A 13,824-nucleotide genomic window follows, 5' to 3' on the forward strand; every position below is an offset into this window, starting at 1 on the left:
TCGCAGTGCAGGACGATGCCGATCAGCTATCTGCCGGTCATCGTGCAGCACCCCGACCGTTGACGTCCATGAACAGTTATTGCTCGTGATCTATTAGGGTCGCTATATGGATTGGACGAGTGCCCAGCTGCGTTCCCTCGTCGAACTGACCCGGCGCGGCACCATCACGGCGGTGGCCGAGTCGCTGGGGTACACCCCCGGCGGGGTCTCGCAGCAGATCGCGGCGCTGGAGAAGGCCACCGGCATGGAGCTGCTGCGGCGCACCGGACGCAGGGTGGAGCTGACCGACGCGGGGATGACGCTGGCCCGGCACGCGGAGCGGATCCTGTCCACGGAGGCCGAGGCCGTCGAGGCGCTGGAGCGCACCCGCAACGACGCCTCGGGCACGCTGCTGGTGGGCCTGTTCACCACGGCCGCCGCCGAGCTACTGCCCCCGGCGCTGCGCACGGCGCGCGAGGACCATCCGGGGCTGACGGTGCACAGCCGGGACATGGACGTGGACGAGGTGTACGACGCGGTGGCCTCCGGGGCCGTGGATCTGGCGCTCGGCCTCGACTACCCGGACGTGCCGATCCCGCGCGATCCGGCCCTGCGGGTGACGCGGCTGCACCGGGAGCGGTTCTCGCTGGCGGTGCCGACCGGTTCGATGGGCCGCCGGGAGAGCGTTTCGCTGGCGCGGACCCGGGGGCTCGGGTGGATCCTGCCGTCCGCCGAGAGCTATTACGGGCGCGCCGTGCGCACCGCCTGCCGCCGGGCGGGCGTCGAGCCCGAGGTGCTGCACGAGGTGACGGACACGGCGGCGACGCTGGCGCTGGTCGAGGCGGGGGTGGGGGTGAGCACGGTGACGGATCTGATGCTCCGGCTCCGGCCCTCGCACTTCGATGTGGTGCGGCTGCGCGAGCCGGTCGAGCGGCACATCGTCGTGGTGTTCCGCTGCGCCGCGGAGCGCCGTCCCTCGGTGGTGGCCCTCGTCGACGTTCTGCGCGCCGTGGTGCGGACGGGGCTGGGCGGGGCGGCGTAGTCCACCGGAACCCAGGGAGCGTAAGCGTTTCTTGTCCCCCGGCGTCATTTCTGTCGTCCTGCCGACCCTTGTGGGGCGGGGTCAGCGGCCACATCGTGAGGTGGACCGATCTACGGAGAAGGACGGACAGACGTGGCTGACGCACTCTCGCTCGTCGACGACTGGGGCCCCGAGAAGATCGTCGTCGTCTCCCACCGGCGCACCGGCATGAAGGGCGTGCTGGTCATCGACAACACCTCCCGGGGCATCGGCAAGGGCGGTACCCGGATGAGCCCCACGGTGACGGTTGGGGAAGTCGCCCGGCTGGCCCGGGTCATGACGTGGAAGTGGGCCGGTGTCGACCTCTTCTACGGTGGCGCCAAGGCGGGCATCGCCGCCGACCCCGCGTCCCGCGACAAGGAGGCGGTCCTGCGCGCGTTCGCCCGCGCGCTGTCCAACGAGGTGCCCCGCGAGTATGTGATGGGGCTGGACATGGGGCTGACGGAGAGCGACGCGGCCATCATCCAGGACGAGTTGGGCGACCGTGGCGCCGCCGTCGGCACCCCGGAACACCTGGGCGGCGTGGCCTACGACAAGCTCGGGGTCACGGGCTACGGCGTGGCCGAGGCCGCTGACGCCGCCGCGCGGCGGCGCGGGCTGTCCCTGTCCGGCTGCCGGGTGGCCATCCAGGGGTTCGGCGCGGTGGGCGCCGCGGCGGCGCGGCGCTTCGCCGAACTGGACGCCACCGTCGTGGCCGTGTCCACGGCGCGCGGGGCGCTGCACGACCCGGGTGGGCTGGACGTACGCGCCCTGCTGGCCGCCCGCGAGGAGCACGGCGACGACTTCGTCGGGCGGCACTCCCAGGGCGAGGTGCTCAGCCCCGGGCAGGAACTCACCGTCGACTGCGACATCCTGGTCCCCGCCGCCCTGCAGGACGTCATCGACGACCGGACGGCCCACCTGATCAAGGCGGGGCTGGTGGTCGAGGGTGCCAATCTGCCCACGTCCCCGGCGGCCCAGGAGATCCTTGCCGGGCGGGGTGTCACCGTGCTGCCCGACTTCGTGGCCAACGCGGGCGGTGTGGTGGCCGCCGCGTTCGCCATGGACGCCCGCTACTCCGGCTTCCGGCCCGAGACCGCCACCATCTTCGAGACGATCTCCACCCGGCTGCGCGCGAACGCCGTCACCGTCCTAGACGAAGCCGAGCGGCGTGGCACCACCCCGCACACGGCCGGGCGCGGGCTGGCCGAGGAGCGGGTCCGCGCGGCCATGCGCAGCAAGGGACGGCTGCCCGGCTGAGCCCCTTGTACCGGGGGTGTCAGGTCGCGGTGGCGTCCGCCGCGGCCCGGCCCGTACGGCGGCCCGAGAACAGGCAGCCGCCCAGGAACGTGCCCTCCAGGGACCGGTAGCCATGGACCCCGCCACCGCCGAACCCCGCCGCTTCGCCCGCCGCGTACAGCCCGGGGACCGGCTCGCCGTCGGCGCCCAGGACGCGGCCGGACAGATCGGTCTGGAGGCCGCCGAGGGTCTTGCGGGTGAGGATGTTGAGGCGTACGGCGATCAGCGGTCCGGCGCCGGAGTCCATGATCTTGTGCGCCGAGGCCGTGCGGCTCAGGGTGTCCCCGGGGTAGGCGAGTGCGTTACGGATGCCCATGACCTGGACGTCCTTGGTGTACGGGTTGTCGATCTCCCGGTCCCGGGCGTCGATCTGCCGCTTGAGGTCGGCCAGGTCGATGAGGTTGTCCCCGGTCAGCTTGTTCATCCCGCGCACGAGTTCGGACAGGGTCGTGGCGACGACGAAGTCCACGCCGTTCTTCTTGAACTTCTCGATCGGCTCGGGCGTCTGCCAGATGCGCGAGAGGAGTTGGAGGATGTCCTTGTTGGTGAGGTCCGGGTTCTGCTCGGAGCCGGAGAGCGCGAACTCCTTCGCGATGATCTTCTGCGTGGTGACGAACCAGGAGTAGTCGTAGCCGGAGTCGGTGATCGTCTTCAGGGTGCTGAGGGTGTCGTACCCGGGCAGGTCGGGAGCGGAGAAGCGCTTGCCCTTGGCGTCGAACCACATCGAGGACGGCCCCGGCAGGATCCGGATGCCGTGGTCGGCCCAGATCGGGTCGTAGTTCTTCAGCCCCTCGGTGTAGTGCCACATCCGGTCGGGGTTGACGATCCGCCCGCCCGCCTTCTCGGTGATGGCGAGCATGCGGCCGTCCACGTACGCCGGGACACCCGTGATCATGCGCTTGGGCGGGGTGCCCAGCCGGTCCGGCCAGTTCTGCCGTACGAGGTCGTGGTTGGCGCCGATGCCGCCCGAGGTGACGATGACCACCGGAGCGCGCAGCTCGAAGTCGCCGACCACGGTACGGGAACTGGCCTTGCCGCGCTGGGCGTTGCTCGGTTCCAGGACCGCGCCGCGTACCCCGGTCACGGCGCCGCCACTCGTCACGATCTCGTCGACGCGGTGCCGGTGCTTGAACACCACCCGGCCGTCCGCCACCGCCGCCCGCACCTTCTTCTCGAACGGCTCGACCACCGCCGGTCCGGTGCCCCAGGTGACGTGGAAGCGGGGCACCGAGTTGCCGTGCCCGTCCGCGAGTCCGCCGCCGCGCTCGGCCCAGCCGACGATCGGGAACCAGCGCACCCCGAGCCCGTGCAGCCAGGACCGCTTCTCGCCCCCGGCGAAGTCGACGTACGCCTCGGCCCACTGGTGCGCCCAGTAGTCCTGGCCGCGCGGATCGCCCACGCCACGGTCAAATCCGGCCGTGCCCAGCCAGTCCTGCCAGGCCAGTTCGTGGGAGTCCTTGATGCCCATCAGGCGCTGCTCTTCGGAGTCGACGAAGAACAGTCCGCCGAACGACCAGAACGCCTGCCCACCGATGTTGCTCTCCGGTTCCTGGTCCAGGAGGAGCACCTTGCGCCCCGCCGCCGCCAGTTCCGCCGTCGCGACGAGTCCGGCCAGCCCGTGGCCGACCACGATCGCGTCCGCGTCCTCGGCCGCGGACCCGGCCGCGAAGGCGGGGACCGCCTGGTCGAGGGTGGCCGCCGCGAGCACGCCGCCAGCCACCGTCAGGGCGCGGCGCCGGGTGAGCGACGTCGGGGATACGGGGTTCTCCATGGGATGCCCTCCCGGTGATACGCGATGGCTGTCACCGCGACGGCCGCGCTGTTACCGTCGGTAGCGCACAGGAAATCAGGTCGGCACAGCGGCGCGGTAGTAGCTGGGCGCCAACGCGGTCACCGCTTCGTTGTGTCCCGGCGACAGCGCCAGAGAAGAGGGGCGCATGGCCGTCGTCCACGAGCGCGAGCCGGTCACCGAGATCCTGCTGGCCATGGCCGACGACGCGGACGTGTGCGGCGAACTCGTGCGCGCGGCGCGCACCCACTCCCCCGAGGTGGCGCGGCTGACCGAGGCGGAGACCCGCTCCCATGTCCTCGCGATGATCCGCGCGGCGGGTGCGTGGTTCAGCACCTTCGACCGGGTCGAGGAACAGGACTTCACCACCGCCCTGCTGCTGGGCGCCGACCGGGCGGGCCAGGGCGTGCCGATGACCGCCGTACTGCGGGGTGTGCAGGCCGCGCTCACCCGGGCCGTGGAGATCAGCGTCGACCGCTGCCGGATGTCCGGGGTGCCCGACGGCGCGCTGCTGCCCGTGGTGCTCCGGCTGAAGGAGTACGGCGACGCCATCGAGCGCCATGTCATCAACGGGTACCACGCGGCGGAGCGGGGACCGGCACACGAGACACACGAAATCCGCACCAGACTGCTCCGGCAGGTGCTGATCGACGGAGTCGCGCCCCGCGCCGAGGAGTTGACGAGCGCCGGGATCCGGGCGGAGGACGGCCACGCCCCGCACCACTGTGTCGTCGCCGAGGCCACCGAGCCCGGCCACGCCCACCGCCTGGTGCGCGAACTGTCCGCGCTGCGCGGCGTGACCGGGGTGGTCGAGGGCCGTGTGGTGAGCCTGTGCGCCCGGCTGCCTCAGGACGGCGGAGACCCTGACCTGCCCGCCGCGCCCGCCCTGGTCGTGGCCTCTCCGGCGGCTCCCCTGGACCGGTTACGCCCGCTGTACCGGCTCTGCGTACGCGCCGTGGCCCTCGGAGCGGCGGCGGGACGGCGCGGATGGCACGAACTCACCGACTTCGCCGGGGAGATCGCCGTGGCGGACCAGCCGCTGCTGGGCTCGCACCTGAGCGACCGGCTCCTGGGTGACCTCGACCCGTCGGACACGTTTCACCGGCAACTCGCGCTCACCGCTGTGACGTTCCTCGACCACGGCCGTCGCCTGGACCAGACCGCGGCGGCCCTGTTCACCCACCCCAACACCATCCGCTACCGACTCGGCCGCTTCCAGCAGATCACCGGCACCTCGCTGACCGACACCCGGCCGGGCGGCCGTGGCGGGCCGCTGGACACGCTGCACTGGTGGTGGGCCCTGACCACCTGGCTGGATTATCGATAGTGGAGATCTTTTGAAGAAATTCGCGCCCGCCGTTTATATGTGAAGACCCGGTGCCGGACCCGTCGCGAAAAGGCGGGCTCTGACCGGGAATTGGGACCCGGGGGGGTAGGGTGACGTGCGCAGTCCCGGGTTGGTTCCAGAACAGGACTTGCAGCGAAACTCACCCTTGCAGTAACTAGATGCCCCATGAAACTTTTTACTCGCAACTCCTCGCCCCGGTCCACGGCCGCCCAGGACGCCCCTGCCGCCTCCGATCACACCGACCAGCCGGGCTCCGGACTGCCGGCGCTCACCGGGGAGTGGACTATCGACGCGGCGCACAGCAGGATCGGCTTCTCCGTCCGGCACGCCATGGTCACCACGGTGCGCGGCGCCTTCACCGAATACGAGAGCCGCCTCTACTTCGACGGCCACAACCCGGCCCGCTCCCGCGCCGAGATCGTGCTGTCCACCGCCAGCGTCGACACCGGTGTCGAGCAGCGCGACGCCCATCTCATGAGCCGTGACTTCCTGGACGCACGCGCCTTCCCGCGCATCAGCTTCCGGAGCCGCGAGGTGCGGCTCGCGGGCCAGGACGTGTACCGCATGGCCGGTGACCTCACCCTGCGGGACACCACCCGCCCCGTGGTCCTGGAGCTGACCTACATCGGACACGTCACCGACCCCTTCGGCGACGAGCGGGTCGGCTTCGACGGCACCACCACCATCAACCGGTCCGACTGGGGCCTGACCTACAGCGCCAAACTGGCCCAGGGCGGCGCCATGGTGAGCGAGAAGGTGCGCCTTCAGTTCGACATCGCGGCCATCCGCACGCCCTCCGCCGGGTGACGGCCTCTACACTCCTTCGCGTCAACGCATCGCAAGCGCTTACGACACGAATCGCGAGGGCAGCATGACGGCGCGTATCTCCCCCGGCCGGTCCGCGGGATCCCCCCTGGACCGCAGGGGTTTCCTCCGGCGTTCCGCCTCGGTTCCGGCGGGGCTGATCAGCGCCCCGGCGGCGTTAGCCCTCCTGACGGGCCCACCGGCCCGGGCGGCGGAGCGGGCGGCCGGGCAGGCCGCCGGGCGGGCGCTGACGTCCTTCGTCGATGACTACAAGACCAACACCACCGCCAACCTCACCCCCGAGACCAACGCCGTCCTCCGCGTCCTGAGCGGTGTGCAGCGGCTCTGGCACACCGGCACGGCCTGGGACAACGGCACCCCGCGCGCGGCCGCCGTGCTGCGCGCCAACATGCGCTACTCGATCGCCCTCACCGCGCGGCGCACCGACGCGCAGGCCCGGGAAACCTTCATCTACGACCGCCAGGACCAGAGTTACGCGGCCACCGCCGGTCTCGGCCCGCTCACCGAGATCTACCGCACCGGCGCCAAGGCCGTCACCAGCATCACCAGCGCCCCGGACACCACCCCGGACACCACGGTCGGGGACGCCGTGCCGCCCGGCGCGCCCGCCGGTTCCGCCATCGGGGCCGGGGCCACCGATTCGGACCTGGGCGATGTCGTACGGCTCGTACAGACGCTGCGCGGCCCGTACGCGTCGGGCAACCCCGCCAAGTTCGGCTTCCAGTACCCACGGCCCTGGCGGATGACGGAGCACAACGAGGTCGTGGCCACCGGCGCCACCGACGCCTTCGGTTTCCCCGTCTACGCGTCCGAGGTGTCCGTCACCCCGCAGTTGCTACGGCAGCGCGGCGGCAAGCCGTCCGAGGACGGCGGTTTCCCGAGCGGCCACACCAACGCCCTGTATCTGGCCGGGCTCGCGCTGGCATACGCCATCCCCGAGCGGTTCCAGGAGCTGGTGACCCACGCCGCCGCGGCCTCCCACACCCGCGTCGTGTCCGGCATGCACTCCTCCCTCGATGTCGTCGGCGGGCGCGTCATGGCCACCGCGCTGGCCGCCGCCGCGCTGTACGACCCGGCCAACGCCGGGCTCAAGGCCGCCGCGCGGCGGCAGGCCGCCGACTACCTCCGCGCCCGGACCGGCACCACGGCCGACACCCTCTGGGACTACGCGCACGCGGCGGGCCCGGACACCGACCCGTACGCCGATCGCGCCGCCAACGCACGGGCGTTCACCCCGCGCCTGACGTACGTCCTGCCCCGGGGCGGCGAACACCGTGAGATGACCGTGCCCAAGGGCGCCGAAGTGCTCATCGAGACCCGGCTGCCCTATCTCACCGCACACCAGCGCCGGGAGGTGCTGCGCACCACCGCCCTGCCCTCCGGCTACGCCCTGCTGGAGGGGCCCGAGCAGTGGGGGCGGCTCAACCTCTTCGCGGCGGCGGACGGTTACGGGGCCTTCGACCGCGACGTACGCGTGGAGATGGCCGCGCGCGACGGCGGGTTCAGCGCGGCCGACGCCTGGCGCAACGACATCACCGGCGACGGCGGCCTCATCAAGCGCGGTACCGGCACCCTGACCCTCACCGGCCGCAACCGCTACCGCGGCGGCACCCGCGTCGAGGCCGGAACCCTGGTCGCGGGGGCGCCGGAGGCGCTGGGCGCGGGCGAGGTCCACGTCCACGGCGGCGGGACACTGCGGCTCGCGTCCCCGGGCGGCGTACGGGCGCGCCGGGGCCTCGTCGTGGCTTCCGGCGCCACGCTGGAGGTGGCGGCGGGCACCGGCATCGGCGACGGCGGGACTCCCGCGCTCACGGTGGCCCGCTCCGCCGTGCTCGGCCACGGCAGTGTCCTCGGCATCCGGCTGGACGGCCGCCACTCCCCCGCCCGGCACACCGTCATCCGGGTGCTGCACGCCCGTGGCGGGCTGCATGGCCGGTTCGCCACCATCAGGGTCCACTCGGAGGGGCACACGTACACGGCCATACCGTCGTACTCCCGCAACACCCTCACCGTACGGCTGACGTGAACCGCTGAGGTCAGGCGTGGCCGCAGCGCTCCGGCTGCGGCCACGGTACGAACGCCCCGTCCGACCGCTCCACCAGGAGCCGCTTGTCGTGGGCCAGCACCCCGCGCGGGCGCAGCCCGGTGAGGCTCGCGGTGGTGTACGCGGCGCTCAGGCTGCCCAGGTCGTGTACCAGGCCGATCTTGAACAGCGAGCGGGTCTCCGCGATGGCCTCGTGGTCCCCGGCGCGCATCACCACGCGCAGCTCCGGAGCGACGGCGAGCGCCGCCACCGAGACGGCGATGTTGTCGAGGTCGTCCGAGGCCACCGCGGCCATCGCCTGGGCGCGCCCGAGGCGCAGGGTGCGCAGCACGTACCGGTCCGTGGCGTCGGCGACGACGACGGGCACGCCCAGCGCCCTGGCCAGCCGGAGGTTCGGGGCCGCCGGGTCGCGCTCGACCGCGACCACGCCGATGCCCAGGGCCTGCAGCTGGGTGCAGAGCCGCAGCCCCACCTGGCCGAGCCCGACGACGACCACATGGCCGCCCCGGGGCACGGCGCGCGAGCCCACGATGCCGACCGCCCTCGGGGCCAGCAGCCGGTCCACCACACCTGCCGTGAAGACGGCGGTGAAGACGATGGTGATGAGCATCGCGAGGCCGGAGAACATCAGATACGCGTGCGAGCCGTGAGCGAGCGCCGGGCCCACGGCGGCAACGGTGCGCGCCGCCTCGAAGAACGCCTCGACGGGGGTGCGGTGGTGCAGGGCCACCAGCCAGACCCAGTCCGTCAGCAGCACGGCGAGCAGCCCGGCGAAACCCATCAGCATGATCCGCGAACTGCCGTCGTGCGGCCGCAGCTGCCCCCGGAACTTCCCCAGCCACGCCCGGTACCGCAGCGGCCTCGGTGGCCGGTACGGCTGGAGGCGCACGGTGTCCCCGTCCCAGCGGGCGCCCGCGTGGCCCGAGGGGGTCGTGGTGAGCGCGAGCAGATCGGGCTGGAGGCAGCCCGCCAGGAGGACCGGCGCGGCCACGTCGGCCGGGGAGGTGACCTGACAGTTCGGCACGACGCGCACCAGCTGGTCGGCCACCGTCCGGTCGAAGATCGTCACCACCAGGGTGACATGCGGGTGGATGTGTTCCACCGCGAGCGCGTAGCGCAGCGACTCGGCGTCCTCCTCCAGCAGGATCGCGACGCCCGCCACCTCCCGGTCCAGCGCCTGGCGCAGCTCCTCGTCCGTGGGCTGGGCGAAGTGGCGCACCCGGTGTCCGGCCGCCCGCAGGGAACCGCACACCTTGCGCGCCACCTCGCTGCCGATCACGACGAAGTACCGCTCACCGGCCGTGTCGGTGGTGTGCCGCTCCTCCCGCATCCGACTCCTCCTCGGGCGCTCCTAGGCGTTTGCCCGCACACGCTAGGGGCGAGAAGGACACGCCGCCATGAACAGATGCCACAGGGTCAGCGCCGCTGATCAGACATATGCTCAACGTCGTCGAGGTAGGAGGACACCCAGGCCAGCGGCGCGTTCCAGTTGATGGTGATCTCGTTGGTGGAGAACGCCATGATGTCGTCGGTGTAGCACATCGCCGGGGCGCAGCCCTTCAGCTTCTTGGCCGAGACCGGGTCCTCCAGCCCGGCGTTCGGGCCTCCGGCCAGCGAGCCGCGGGCCGGGCTCGGCAGCTTGCGGTCGAGCTGGTGTGCCCAGAAGCGGTGGTGCTGGCGGTGCGAGTCCCGTTCGCCGTAGCCGGTGACGTAGGACTGGTTGAGCGGGTTGCCGCCCAGCAGGTAGTCCATGCCGCGCAGCACCGCGTCCCGGTAGCGGGTCTTGCCGGTCAGCTCGTCGGCGGTGGCGAGCACGACCATGTTGTTCAGCACCTGGCTGTTGGAGCCCCACTCGTACGTGCCGCCCTTGGGCGCGTAGGGGACGCCGTAGGCCGACTTCGCGGAGTCCGAGGCATAGCGGTCGGCGGCCTTGGCCACCGTGGCGCGCACGGCGGCGCGCTGCTCACGAGTGAGCTTGCTCGGCACGGTGGCCAGGTCGAGCGCGCCGAGGCCCGCGGTGGCCGACCAGGACAGCCCGCCGCCGCGCGGGAAGAGCGCGTCGGTGTCGCCGTGCAGCGGCGAGCGGAGGATCGCCGTACGGTACGTGTCCTCACCCGTGGTGAGGAACAGCTCGGCGGCGGCCCAGTAGAACTCGTCGCTGACGTGGCGGTCGCCGTACGCGCCACCGCCGATGGAGTCCTTGTCGCTGGCGAACATCTTCGGGTGCTTCTTGGCCGCGGCCCAGGCGGTCCGGGCCGTCTCCAGGCACCGCGCGGCATAGGCCTGGTCGTAGGGCTTGAAGAGCCGGGCGCACTGCGCGGCGGTGGCGGCCAGGTTGAGGGTGGCCGCGGTGGACGGCGGGCGCAGGACACGGGGCTGCTCGTCCTGGTCGGGGCGGGTCGGGAAGCCGGTCCAGCGCTTGTCGTGCATCTTGTGGAACGCCATACCGGCGTACGGCTTGCCCCGGGGCACCTGCATGCGCAGCAGGAAGTCCATCTCCCAGCGCGCCTCGTCGAGGATGTCCGGGACGCCGTTGCCGCGCTCGGGCACCCGCAGCTTGCCGTCACTGAGCGCGTCGCCACTGGCACCCTGGGTGGTGCGGGTGCGCTCGTAGGCGGACATCAGCTGGGCGACCGAGATGCCCCCGTTGACGACGTATTTGCCCTGGTCACCGGCGTCGTACCAGCCACCGGTCACATTGCGCCGGTACTCGGACCCGCCCGACCGGAAGGGGACGGCGGTGTCGCCGCCGTGCGGTGCGTTCTTGTCATGGCCAGCGGGGCGGGCGTACCGGGCGCCGACGAGATCCTTGTCGATCTTGATGCCGCTGCGGTTGTGGTAGAAGTACGCCAGCGAGTCGGTGCGCAGCCCGCTGTAGAGCTGGTCACCGATGGTGAACGGCTCGCTCTTGTGCCCGCCGATGGTGACGGTGTAGCCCTCGCCCGCGTCGGTGACCTTGCTGAAGTCGAAGGTCTGGACGCGTTGCCGGGAGCTGGGGTCGACGCCCGCGGGGGTGGTGGTGCCGCTCGCCCGCTTGGTGCCGTCGGCGGTCTTGAGGGTCCACGTCAGGGGCTGGGTGGCGCCGGTCACGACGGTGCCCTTCTTGGGGCCGTGCGTGAGGTAGCCGACCTGGTTCACCCGCACCGGCGAGCCGGTGTGGACCTGGGGGCGGGGCTTCTCGGCACCCGGCCGGGCCCGGTGGTCCACGGCCCCGGCGGCGGGTGCGGCGAGGGCGCCCAGCGCCAGGCCCCCGGCGACGGCCGTGGCGATGGCCGCGCCCAGGGCGCGCGGGATTCGTTCGACGTGTTCAGCCATGCCTCAGAGCCTAGGAAGCGGGCTTGACCTGCGGCTTCGTACGGTTAGTCGAAATCTGGCTCCCGCGAGCGACCGAGGCCCGCCTCCCTCAATTGAGGGAGGCGGGGCTCTACGAACATCAGCTCACATCGGAGACCTTCCAGCGCTGGTTCGCACCGGAATTCGGGGTGTACGTGGTGACGGCGGCCCCGTCGTGGGTGGCCTGGCCGCCGACCTCCAGCAGTCGGCCGGTGGCCGCGTTCACCAGGGTCCAGGTGCCGTCACCGGTGGTCGACATGATCCACTGGGTGGCCTTGTCCCGCTTTCCGCGATCCGGCTCCGCTATCGGCGAGCCGTCGCGGACGGCCAGCCGCTTGCCTTCCGCCGGGTTGGTGAACACATACCGCTGCCGGTTGCCGGTGTCGCCGCTGATCTGGCGCAGCCGCCACTTCTGGCCGGTGGCGGCGGCGTCCGTGGTCCTGATGACGAGCTTGGTGCCGTCGTCGGCGATGGAGAGCGCCTTGCCGCTCTGGACACCGGACAGCTCGTAGGTGTGGCCCTTGCGCAGCTCGGCGGCGTCCTTCGCCACCCCGGACACGCCCTTGACCAGGAAGGTCGTCACGGACTGGGCGGGGGCGGCGAAGGTGGCCTTCTTGTCGGACACCTTGATGGCGTCCTGCCGCTCCAGCTTGCCGTCGGCGCTGGTCACCACGGGGGTGACGGTGGCGTGGCGGCTGACCTTGCCGAACTTGGACAGGTCGAGGGTGACCGTACGGCCGCTCGTGCCGCTGTTGACGTGGACGACGGTGGCCGCGTCGCCCTTCTTGGCGACGGCCGCGGCGCTGGAGGTGTCATCGGTCTTGATGAGCCGGTCGCCGGGCTTGATGTAGTGGGTGAAGTTGCGGGCCGTGTCGAACTTGGTGTTCGTACGGATGGGGCAGGTTTCGAGCGTGTCCTTCGAGGTGCAGCTGAAGGGGAGCTGGATGCTGCCCCAGTTGCCGCCCTTGGCCGACTCGCCGCCGGGCTTCATGTTGTCGTAGTCCTCGACGGGCTGCCAGAACACCCAGGCCTTGGGCTCCAGTTCGCGCAGGTCGTCGACCATCTGCCGGGCGAGGCCGAGGCCGGGCCGCATATCGGTGAAGCTCTGGCCGTCGCCCCAGTCGCCCTCGACCTCGCTCATCCACAGCGGCTTGTCCGCGGCCTTGGCGAGGTCGCGCGCGCTGGTGCGGCCGCCGGTGCCATAGGTGTGGACGTTCATCTGGCCGACGAGGTCGCGCACCGCTTGCGGGTAGGTGTTCCAGTTCTGCGTGAAGATGCTGGGGTTGGTCTCGTCCATCGCGGAGATCTGCGCACCGGTCCGTGCCTTCTTCAGGGCCGGGGCCAGTGCGCTGATCACCTTCTGCTGGGCTTCCGGGCCGATGTGCGCGCCCTCCTGGCGGCCGCCGACCGGCTCGCCGTCGGCTCCCAGGCGGGTGCTCCAGTAGTTGGTGTTCGGCTCGTTGAACGGGTCGACGGTGTCGACCTTGATGCCGTGTGCCTTCTCCAGCCGCTTGGTGGCGCCCGCCATATACGCGGCGAAGTCATCGACGGACTCGGGCTTCAGCTGCTCGTCGGTGGCGTTGAAACCACCGGAGACATAGCCGCTCTCGGTCATGAACCAGGGCGGGGAGTTGCTGAACGTCTCCCAGTGGTCGATGTCCTTCTTGAGGCGGTCGACCCACCAGCGCTGGGTGGCGTCGGCGTCGGGATTCCAGTGCGCCGGGTCGTTCGCGTCCCACCAGTCGGTCTCCTCGCGCGTGGTGCCCGCCGGGGCCTTCCACCAGCCCTCGACCGCTCCCCCGGCGCGGAGGTAGTCCTTGACGTCGGGAGCGTTGCCACCGCCGATGTTGTAGCGGGCGATGTTGAGGGCGAGGCCGCTGTCCCCGAAGAGGAGTTTCGCCAGCTTCTCGCGTATCTCCTTGGGGTAGTCGCCGGTGGCGTTGGCGAACCAGACCAGACTGGTGCCCCAGCCCTCGAATCTCTCCGCCTGGTACGAGGGGTCGGGTGAGACCGTGACGGCGTCGGCCGTCGCCGCCGGGGCCTGCGCGGTCACCGGTGGCGCGGTGATCAGGGCGGCCCCGGTGGCCAGCGCGGTGACTCCGATGGTGCCCAGAAGTCGTCGTGTGCGGGTACGGCGTGCCAACGTG

General features: G+C 71.6%; 9 protein-coding genes. 5 read left to right on the forward strand and 4 right to left on the reverse strand.

Translation table 11 applies throughout. The features are described 5' to 3' along the window. Window positions 1-106 precede the first annotated feature (106 nt). Both ACFV9T_RS22450 and ACFV9T_RS22455 read left to right on the forward strand, forming a co-directional pair. Window positions 107-1,021, forward strand: a complete 915-nt coding sequence (locus tag ACFV9T_RS22450; RefSeq protein WP_385443056.1) for a LysR substrate-binding domain-containing protein — start codon at window positions 107-109, stop codon at window positions 1,019-1,021. A 132-nt stretch (window positions 1,022-1,153) separates the two neighbouring features. Beyond that, entirely contained in the window at window positions 1,154-2,299 is a 1,146-nt protein-coding gene (locus tag ACFV9T_RS22455; protein ID WP_385443058.1) for a Glu/Leu/Phe/Val dehydrogenase, read from the forward strand. 19 nt (window positions 2,300-2,318) lie between these two features. Here the strand turns inward: ACFV9T_RS22455 and ACFV9T_RS22460 are convergent, their stop codons facing one another. After that, entirely contained in the window at window positions 2,319-4,109 is a 1,791-nt protein-coding gene (locus tag ACFV9T_RS22460) for an FAD-binding dehydrogenase (protein ID WP_385443060.1), read from the reverse strand. A gap of 166 nt (window positions 4,110-4,275) precedes the next feature. On the opposite strand from ACFV9T_RS22460, the gene ACFV9T_RS22465 reads away from it, so the two are divergent. The 3 genes from ACFV9T_RS22465 to ACFV9T_RS22475 all read left to right on the forward strand — a co-directional run bounded on the left by ACFV9T_RS22465 (window position 4,276) and on the right by ACFV9T_RS22475 (window position 8,326). Further along, window positions 4,276-5,454: a PucR family transcriptional regulator gene (locus ACFV9T_RS22465; RefSeq protein ID WP_385443062.1), complete on the forward strand. Its 1,179-nt coding sequence runs from the start codon at window positions 4,276-4,278 to the stop codon at window positions 5,452-5,454. Window positions 5,455-5,640: 186 nt separating this feature from the next. Then, window positions 5,641-6,282 carry a YceI family protein gene (locus ACFV9T_RS22470; protein WP_385443065.1) on the forward strand — a complete coding sequence of 214 codons (642 nt, stop codon included), beginning with the start codon at window positions 5,641-5,643 and terminating at the stop codon, window positions 6,280-6,282. A gap of 64 nt (window positions 6,283-6,346) precedes the next feature. After that, complete coding sequence (locus tag ACFV9T_RS22475) at window positions 6,347-8,326, forward strand: phosphatase PAP2 family protein (RefSeq protein ID WP_385443067.1); 1,980 nt, start codon at window positions 6,347-6,349, stop codon at window positions 8,324-8,326. Window positions 8,327-8,336: 10 nt separating this feature from the next. Here the strand turns inward: ACFV9T_RS22475 and ACFV9T_RS22480 are convergent, their stop codons facing one another. The 3 genes from ACFV9T_RS22480 to ACFV9T_RS22490 form a co-directional block, all read right to left on the reverse strand. Further along, window positions 8,337-9,674, reverse strand: coding sequence for an NAD-binding protein (locus ACFV9T_RS22480; protein ID WP_385443069.1), 1,338 nt, complete (start codon window positions 9,672-9,674; stop codon window positions 8,337-8,339). A gap of 86 nt (window positions 9,675-9,760) precedes the next feature. Beyond that, the gene (locus tag ACFV9T_RS22485; RefSeq protein ID WP_385443072.1) at window positions 9,761-11,659 is read right to left on the reverse strand and encodes a glycoside hydrolase family 9 protein; all 1,899 of its coding nucleotides are present in this window, start codon (window positions 11,657-11,659) and stop codon (window positions 9,761-9,763) included. A gap of 118 nt (window positions 11,660-11,777) precedes the next feature. Then, window positions 11,778-13,820 carry an RICIN domain-containing protein gene (locus ACFV9T_RS22490; protein ID WP_385443075.1) on the reverse strand — a complete coding sequence of 681 codons (2,043 nt, stop codon included), beginning with the start codon at window positions 13,818-13,820 and terminating at the stop codon, window positions 11,778-11,780. Window positions 13,821-13,824 lie beyond the last annotated feature (4 nt).

The sequence above is a fragment of the Streptomyces sp. NPDC059850 genome, assembly GCF_042731515.1.
Classification (GTDB): domain Bacteria; phylum Actinomycetota; class Actinomycetes; order Streptomycetales; family Streptomycetaceae; genus Streptomyces.

Excerpts from the sequence above, each read along its gene's own strand:
- ACFV9T_RS22460 (WP_385443060.1), bottom strand. The coding sequence starts at position 4,109 with ATGGAGAACCCCGTATCCCCGACGTCGCTCACCCGGCGCCGCGCCCTG.
- ACFV9T_RS22465 (WP_385443062.1), top strand. The coding sequence starts at position 4,276 with ATGGCCGTCGTCCACGAGCGCGAGCCGGTCACCGAGATCCTGCTGGCC.
- ACFV9T_RS22470 (WP_385443065.1), top strand. The coding sequence starts at position 5,641 with ATGAAACTTTTTACTCGCAACTCCTCGCCCCGGTCCACGGCCGCCCAG.
- ACFV9T_RS22485 (WP_385443072.1), bottom strand. The coding sequence starts at position 11,659 with ATGGCTGAACACGTCGAACGAATCCCGCGCGCCCTGGGCGCGGCCATC.
- ACFV9T_RS22450 (WP_385443056.1), top strand. The coding sequence starts at position 107 with ATGGATTGGACGAGTGCCCAGCTGCGTTCCCTCGTCGAACTGACCCGG.
- ACFV9T_RS22475 (WP_385443067.1), top strand. The coding sequence starts at position 6,347 with ATGACGGCGCGTATCTCCCCCGGCCGGTCCGCGGGATCCCCCCTGGAC.
- ACFV9T_RS22480 (WP_385443069.1), bottom strand. The coding sequence starts at position 9,674 with ATGCGGGAGGAGCGGCACACCACCGACACGGCCGGTGAGCGGTACTTC.